Origin of the sequence: Winogradskyella psychrotolerans RS-3, from assembly GCF_000427335.1 — a bacterium.
GTDB lineage: Bacteria > Bacteroidota > Bacteroidia > Flavobacteriales > Flavobacteriaceae > Winogradskyella > Winogradskyella psychrotolerans.
On record NZ_ATMR01000095.1, the window covers coordinates 198,736 to 206,188 of the forward strand.

The 7,453-nt window shown below is 34.5% G+C and carries 4 protein-coding genes; 2 read left to right on the forward strand and 2 right to left on the reverse strand.

Features of this window, described 5'->3' with window-relative positions; translation table 11 throughout:
- Window positions 1-180: 180 nt before the first annotated feature.
- Window positions 181-990: a T9SS type A sorting domain-containing protein gene (locus ADIWIN_RS09400; RefSeq protein WP_020897797.1), complete on the reverse strand. Its 810-nt coding sequence runs from the start codon at window positions 988-990 to the stop codon at window positions 181-183.
- Between the two features lie 172 nt (window positions 991-1,162).
- Window positions 1,163-3,076, reverse strand: coding sequence for a sulfatase (locus ADIWIN_RS09405; RefSeq protein WP_020897798.1), 1,914 nt, complete (start codon window positions 3,074-3,076; stop codon window positions 1,163-1,165).
- A 374-nt stretch (window positions 3,077-3,450) separates the two neighbouring features.
- On the opposite strand from ADIWIN_RS09405, the gene ADIWIN_RS09410 reads away from it, so the two are divergent.
- Complete coding sequence (locus ADIWIN_RS09410; protein ID WP_081669555.1) at window positions 3,451-5,376, forward strand: T9SS type A sorting domain-containing protein; 1,926 nt, start codon at window positions 3,451-3,453, stop codon at window positions 5,374-5,376.
- Between the two features lie 63 nt (window positions 5,377-5,439).
- Window positions 5,440-7,347 carry a phage tail-like protein gene (locus tag ADIWIN_RS19570; RefSeq protein ID WP_020897800.1) on the forward strand — a complete coding sequence of 636 codons (1,908 nt, stop codon included), beginning with the start codon at window positions 5,440-5,442 and terminating at the stop codon, window positions 7,345-7,347.
- Window positions 7,348-7,453 lie beyond the last annotated feature (106 nt).

Below are 7,453 nucleotides of genomic sequence, written 5' to 3' on the forward strand. Positions count from 1 at the left end.
TTACTATCGCTTAAAACTTTTATAGACCTAGCGAAGGGTAATTACCTTAATGTAGTAATTAGTCATTCAGTAATCCTTAAAAACGTACTTTATCATATTAAAGAAAAGCAAAAAAAATCCCTTAGTAAACTTTACTAAGGGACTCTTTTATTAAAATCAATTTAACGTAAATAGAATAGCTTACTCTTTTACAACTTTGATAGTTTTAGATCCTAATTGCGTCTTGATGTTTGCAATGTAAATTCCAGTTGTTAAATCACTGATATCATAATGAGCTTCTTCACCAAATGTTTTTACTAAACGACCTGTGATATTATATAGTTTTACACTTTCAATACTTTTTTTAGAATTTATTTGAAAGCTGTTTGCTGTAGGATTTGGAGAAACACTAGCAACGATGCTATTAGCTGAAATTTCTTCAACACTTAAAGCACCATTTCTTTCTAATATAACATTTTCTAATCTAAAAATAGATGTAGCCGTATTATCTACATTTAACATTTCGTCTAATGTTATAGTAACGGCTATGGGAGATCCACTAACAAGTGAAATAATTGATCCAAATTCAATAGGTGCGTCTATTACTGCAGAAATATCAGTTCCATCAGACCCAAAAGAATAAGACGTATTTGTGTATCCTGATACAGCAACTGTTCCACTTACACTACATCCTGGTCTTTTTGCCATATCTAAATTAAGTGTTGCGTTTATTGCAGTAGTCGATGTCGTAGATATAGTAAAACTCCATACACCAGTTGCTCCATTATCTGTAGGAGTATCAGACCTAACACCCATAAAATTATTATTAGATACTAATACACCTGTACCACCTACCGTAATAATACCTTCATCAAGTTCATCTGAACCTTGTTGTCCAACAGTAAAAGTCTGAAGATCATCTCCTGCTGCATCAAATGCTATTTCTGTTTGTGCCGACGCAAACGTTATAGCTCCTAGAAAAGCTAGAGTAAAAAGTAATTGTTTTTTCATAATATATATAGTTTAAAATTTTAGTTAGTCAAATTTAGCCACCTTAATTGATATTCAGTTGCTTAAATCAACCAAAAACAGACTCATTCCCTGTAAAATAAAGTCTTTTATCCTGAAAAACAAACAGTTACACTTATTATGTATTTTTAATTCTTTAATCTCGTGCAAATAATTAATTGTTCTTTAAAGCATAGTTAGAGTAGTTCTTTTTGTCCTTTTTAAGTGATTTTACAGTCGGCATTTCAGGGTAACTAACTAAGAAATTATGCGTATCAATAACATTGATAATGTAATGTGTTGTCCCCTTTGGTAAATTAGCTGTGATTGTGCCGTCAGCGTTTATTTTAGCATCAGCTTTAAACCATTCTTCATAACGATGTCCGCCATTGGTTGTATAAATTAAATTAGCGGTTACCACCTTAGCTCCATTTTCTTTGAATTTAAAAGTCACTTGGTTATTATCTTTTGATGCAGATATCACAGTCGGAACCGTTTCTTTATGCTCCATCTCACTTTTATAATACGGATTATACGATGGATAACTGGCCTTCATTTCGGTTAAAATAGAAGTCAACTGCGCGTTCATTTCCTTAATTTTTTCAGGATTTGATGTTGCTAAATTATTGGCCTCTTCAATATCTGCACGTTCTGCGACTCCATTATTGGTGGCATATAATTTGTATAACTCAAATTCTGGTGTCTTAGAATTATTTTTATAATCATAATTTCTAATAAATTTATAATCACCTACACGCAACGTACTTTGGTATGACGCATGTGGAAAATGCCACATCATCGTCGTTCTTTCGTTACCATTATTATCTAAAACCAATTTAGAATCGGTAGGATCTTCTAGCAACAATGTCGATAAATCTGCACCATCTAAATGCTTATCCTTAGGTTTTTCTATATCTAATAAAGACAAAATGGTTGGGTAAAAATCGAGTCCATTAACCACAACATCAGACTCCACTCCTTTCTTAATTCCAGGTCCTGATATTAATAAAGGTACTCTCGTTCCTCCTTCTTTAGCATTTATCTTTCCTTTATCTAAAGGATAATTATCGGTTACCACATCACCATGCGCGTTTTCCATACCTCCGTTATCTGAAGTAAAAATAATATAGGTGTTTTCACTTAATTTATGTCCAGGCCATCGGGGATCATCAGTGGTTTCTAAATAATCGAAAACTTGTCCTACATAATAATCTAACATCTCTACCATTGCGGCATAATATGGATTGTTCTGCCCTTTTACATCCCAATGGTTAGGATCTGTTGGAAAAGGCACGCCCAATTTTTCACAATATTTTTCTAAAAGCGCTTTACTTCTTGTGTGAATTGGTGCGTGGACTAAAAACGTTGCATAGTACAAGAAAAACGGATCTTGTTTATTCTCCTTTAAAAAATTTAAAGCATCCTGACTATTTTGATGAAAAGGAAACCCATTCTCATCTAATCGGAACGGATCATCTGCTTTAGTCGTTGCAAAATCGGTTAAGCGATGCGGTTTTTGTGGACTAGTTGCGCCACGATCTGCAGTAGACACATCAAACCCTTGATCTGTTGGTTGTGGAAAAGCAAAGTGATTAATAGCCATATGCCATTTTCCGGTATGTCCTGTAGTGTAACCTTTTTGCTGTAATACTCTCGCTAGAGTCATTTCGTTTTCGGGCATACGACCGCTATACCACGGATCTATAATACGTTGCGAATTTTTATTACCATAAACCGTAGGAGGTGCACCACCTACCACGTGTGTCTTTTGGGCTCTTGCCGGATGCGTTCCGCTCATAATTGCACATCGACTGGGAGCACACGTCGGAGCCGGAGAGTACGCTTGCCAAAACTGAACCCCTTTTTTTGCTAAAGCGTCTAGGTTTGGGGTTTCGTAAGGAGATGGTTCGTCAATATCATAAACCTTTACATCTTGCCATCCTAAATCATCTGTAAGTAATAAAATAACATTAGGTTCTGGTCTATCGGTAGCCTGTATTTTTTGATTGACTACTTTTGAGTTTTGTGCCGTACAGTTAAAACATAAAACACCAGCAACCACATAGGTGATAAAATCTTTATACTTCATTTCAATTTTATTAAATTCTGGCTTTACTCTTAAAAGCCTTCTGACTTATACATTTCTAAATTATTACGCTTTTAAGAATCCACTTTACAACGTTTTAATGCTTCCGCTAAATAACAAAATTATAAAACTATACTATATCTGATATTGCTTTAAATGTTGCTTTAATCCATCAATTCATCATTTTACCAAAATTTGAAGCACCGAACACAAACAATACCTTTTTGAATTACTAAAAATGAAATAATGGTGCTTTTACAATCTTATCGGTCTCAATATTAGGATATAATAGTTGAGATGGATTACAGTAAGAAGCTGATGGATTAGAGAAACTATAATAATAGACTACTAATTACCTTTATAAAAAATAAAAACGCATGATTAATAAAATTAATTTAATAGTTCTATTTTCAATTCTCTGCTTGAGCTCTATTACGGCGCAACAAACTTGGTATGAGAATTCAAGTAGTATCCAAAACATTCATTTTAATACTGCTACAGGAGGTACATTTATAACAAATGAAGCAAACCTGGAAATAAACGGCTTAAACTTAAACACTACAGTTTCTAAATTTATAAGAAATGGGGAGGCCAACCCTACCATCAGTTTTGATTTAACGAATCCTATTACAGATTTATCTTCCTATACTATTTCTTTAAAAGCATATACAACTTTAGCAACCTCAGCTTTTAACTCCACAAATAATAGCATTCGATTGTCTTTAAGAAACTCTAGCCTTGGAGCTTCGGCTGTTACTTTTGATCAATCATTATTTACAGAAGGAGACACATGGGAATCTTTTACTTTCAATTTTGACGGTATAACCATTCCGACTGCGGTTATTTTAGCAGGAGGTTATGACCAAATAGTTATAGAATTAGCTTCTGAAAATGAAACAGCATTAACCTCAACCTATTACATTGATACTATTTCAGGATATTCTGAACAAACCGTACCACTAGCCGCAATTCTATCCGGATCTTGGGGTGTAAGATTTAATTTACATGGTGGTATTAGATTAGATAATGACAGCGATTATGACTGGATTGGTGGTGCGCAGGAGATTGTAGATAATTTACCAGCTGTAGGGCATATTATTACCAATTTTACACATCCAGCACATGGTTACTTTTATACTTTAAGAGATAATCCTTATGTAGATATTGCTAATGAAATTCACCCTGGCATGGTGCCTTCGTTAGAAAATGAGCAAATCATACTCGATGTTATTGATGTTTTTAAGAATGCAGGAAAAAAAGTAATTCTCTATGTAAATGGAGCAGGACCATCAAGAATTCAAGGTAATGTTGATGCCACCGAAGCAGGAATTGTCGTTGGATGGGAAAATTATTACACTACTAATTTTGCTGGAGATGAAGGTCTAGCATGGCAAACTTTAGCTAGAGGCTTTTTTGAACGATTTAACGGATTGGTTGATGGGTATTGGATAGATAATGTTTCTAATTTACCAGGCGATTTAAATGCTTTTATCGCTATGATTAGAGAAGTTGATCCAGATGCGGCTATTGCTACCAATATAACCAAATCGTATGTAAAAGATGAGAATGGTGATAATATATATGTAGACTCAGATGCAACGGATGATGAAGACCCTACAGATTATAAAGTGTTCTTTTTAGAAGCTAATGATCCTTATATGGATTTTACAGCTGGCCATCCTACACCATTAGGACAAGGAGCACCACCAAACTCTTGGGCCTATGAAGAGTTTTCTTTTCCTTTGATTACTGAAAACCCTTGGTCTTCTTATGATGGTAGTAAACTAGCATTAAAACATTATTTTGCACCTATTAGACAACGATGGAGTGTTGCTAGTACAGATTTAATTTTTGAAGCTGAACAAGCTTACCGTTTTATAAGAACGTTTACAGATGCAGGTGCAACGATTACTTGGAGTACAACTATTACCGATGGTTTAATTACGGATGATGAAATGGCTATAATGCAAGACTTAAATGATAGAATGATGCAGTTTCCAAAACCAGATTACGAACCCTATGTGAGACCAGAAGGAGCTTTCTTAGTAGGAGAAACATTAAGTATTGACTCTAATGAAGATTTTAATAAGCTTACTTTATTTCCAAATCCTGTAAAGCAAAATTTTAGATTATCAAAAGAAATCGCTTCTGCAATTATTTATAACACTACAGGACAGAAAGTTTTAGAATTTAAAAGCCATCAAGCGTCTTTTGATGTTTCACTACTAAATAAAGGAGTTTATTTTCTAAAAGCGTATTCAGAACATAGTAAAATTCAACTTTTCAAATTTATAAAACAATAAAGATGTAGTCCATATTAATAAAAATAACATTAAATTTTAACATACATAAACCTCCCTCATAATATGAAAAACAAATTAGTTAAAGTAAGAGACGTACGTCATAGAAATATTGTTTTTTATGCGTTAATTATGGTCTCTTTTTCTTACGCACAAGTTGGTGTTGGTAACACAGATCCAAAAGCCTCTCTCGATATTACCGCATCTAACCAAGCGACACCTTCTAATACAGATGGTATATTAATTCCTAGACTAGATGATTTTCCAACAACAGATCCTACTGCCGATCAGCAAGGCATGTTAATATATCTTACAACACCTGCTGGAGCAAAAGGTTTTTATCACTGGGATCAAACCACAACAAGTTGGATTAGGCTTTCAAGCATTGAAAAACTAAATGACCTTTCTGATGCAAAATCTGATGTCGATGGCTCTCAAGATGGTTCTTCTATTTTTATTGGTATAGATGCTGGTGTAAATGATGATGCCACTGACAATAATAATGTTGGCGTAGGTTATAAATCATTAGAATTGAATGTCGATGGGAATCATAATTCTGCTTTCGGTTATGCCACTTTATCAAAAAGTACTGGGAGTAATAACTCGGCTTTTGGATTTTCAGCATTAGAAAATAATACCTTAGGAGTAGGAAATTCCGCTTTCGGAAAAAGAGCTTTAGAAGCAAACACTATTGCAAATCAAAACACAGCGATGGGTGCGGATGCCTTAAGAAAAAACACAGGTAGTACTAATACAGCAATTGGAAACGGTGCTATGTTTGAAAATACGATAGGTTCAGACAACGTAGCAGTAGGTAATTTGGCTTTGACCTCTAATAAAACTGGAAACGGCAATACAGCAGTTGGTACCGCAGCTTTAAATAGTAATACAGCAGATCAAACTACTGCGGTAGGTTATCATGCTTTGTATAAAAACCTAGACGGAACGAATAATACAGGTGTAGGTTACGAAGCACTAAATGAAAATGTTAATGGTAGCAATAATTCTGCATTTGGTTATGGGGCGCTTAAATCTAACACAAGCGGTAATAATTCCGCATTTGGATCCAATGCTTTAGGTCTTGTTACATCTGGAGTTAATAATGTCGCTGTGGGTACCTTCTCAGGAAGTCAACTTATTACTGGTGGCTCCAATGTATTTGTTGGTCATAATTCTGGTCGAAGTGCTACTGGCGATGAGAATGTGTTTATCGGTAAAAATACAGGTCGAAATACTACAGGTAGCTCTAACGTTTTTATTGGTAATAATGCGGGCTTAGATAGTAGTTTTGGCTCAGCTGAGAATACGTTGGTCATTCAAAATTCAAGCAGTGATACACCACTAATTTACGGGGAGTTTAATAACAACATATTTAGAGTAAACGGAGAGGTACAAGTAGCAGATCCTAGTGATACTGGTTATGCATTCCCAAAAGTAGATGGTACTGCAAATCAAATTTTAGTTACAGATGGTGCTGGTCAGTTAACATTTGAGGATCAACAAACCATACCTGTTGTGGCAGATGTTTCTACGTTTTCTTTAATTACGACAACATTCGACCCGGCTGGTGCAGCTCAAACGATAGCAGGAGGAACACCATGGGTAAAAATCAATTTTAATAATGTCACTCTAAACGCAACAGGTTCTACCGAGCTTAGTTCTGGCAGTCAATTTATTGCCAGTACTGCTGGATTCTATAGAATAAACGCGAGCTATCATACTGATAATTCACAAGCTAATACAGAATACTTTGGAATTGCAGTTGTTAAAAATGGTACTAATTTTGTTCAAGAGTTTTCTGCAAATCACTATAACAATGCAACAAATCCAAGCCAAGTTGCTAGACAAATATCGTCAGTAGTAGAATTAACGATTGGAGACACTATAGAAATCCAGGCTCAGAGTTCTGCTGCCGGCGCAGTAATTGACAAGTTTACTGGCAAAACATATTTTACAATTGAACGTATTAGATAGACAGATTTATAAACCTTTAGGAAAAATTAAACATAAAAAANANATATATATATATATATATATATATATATATATATATATATATATATATATATATATATATATA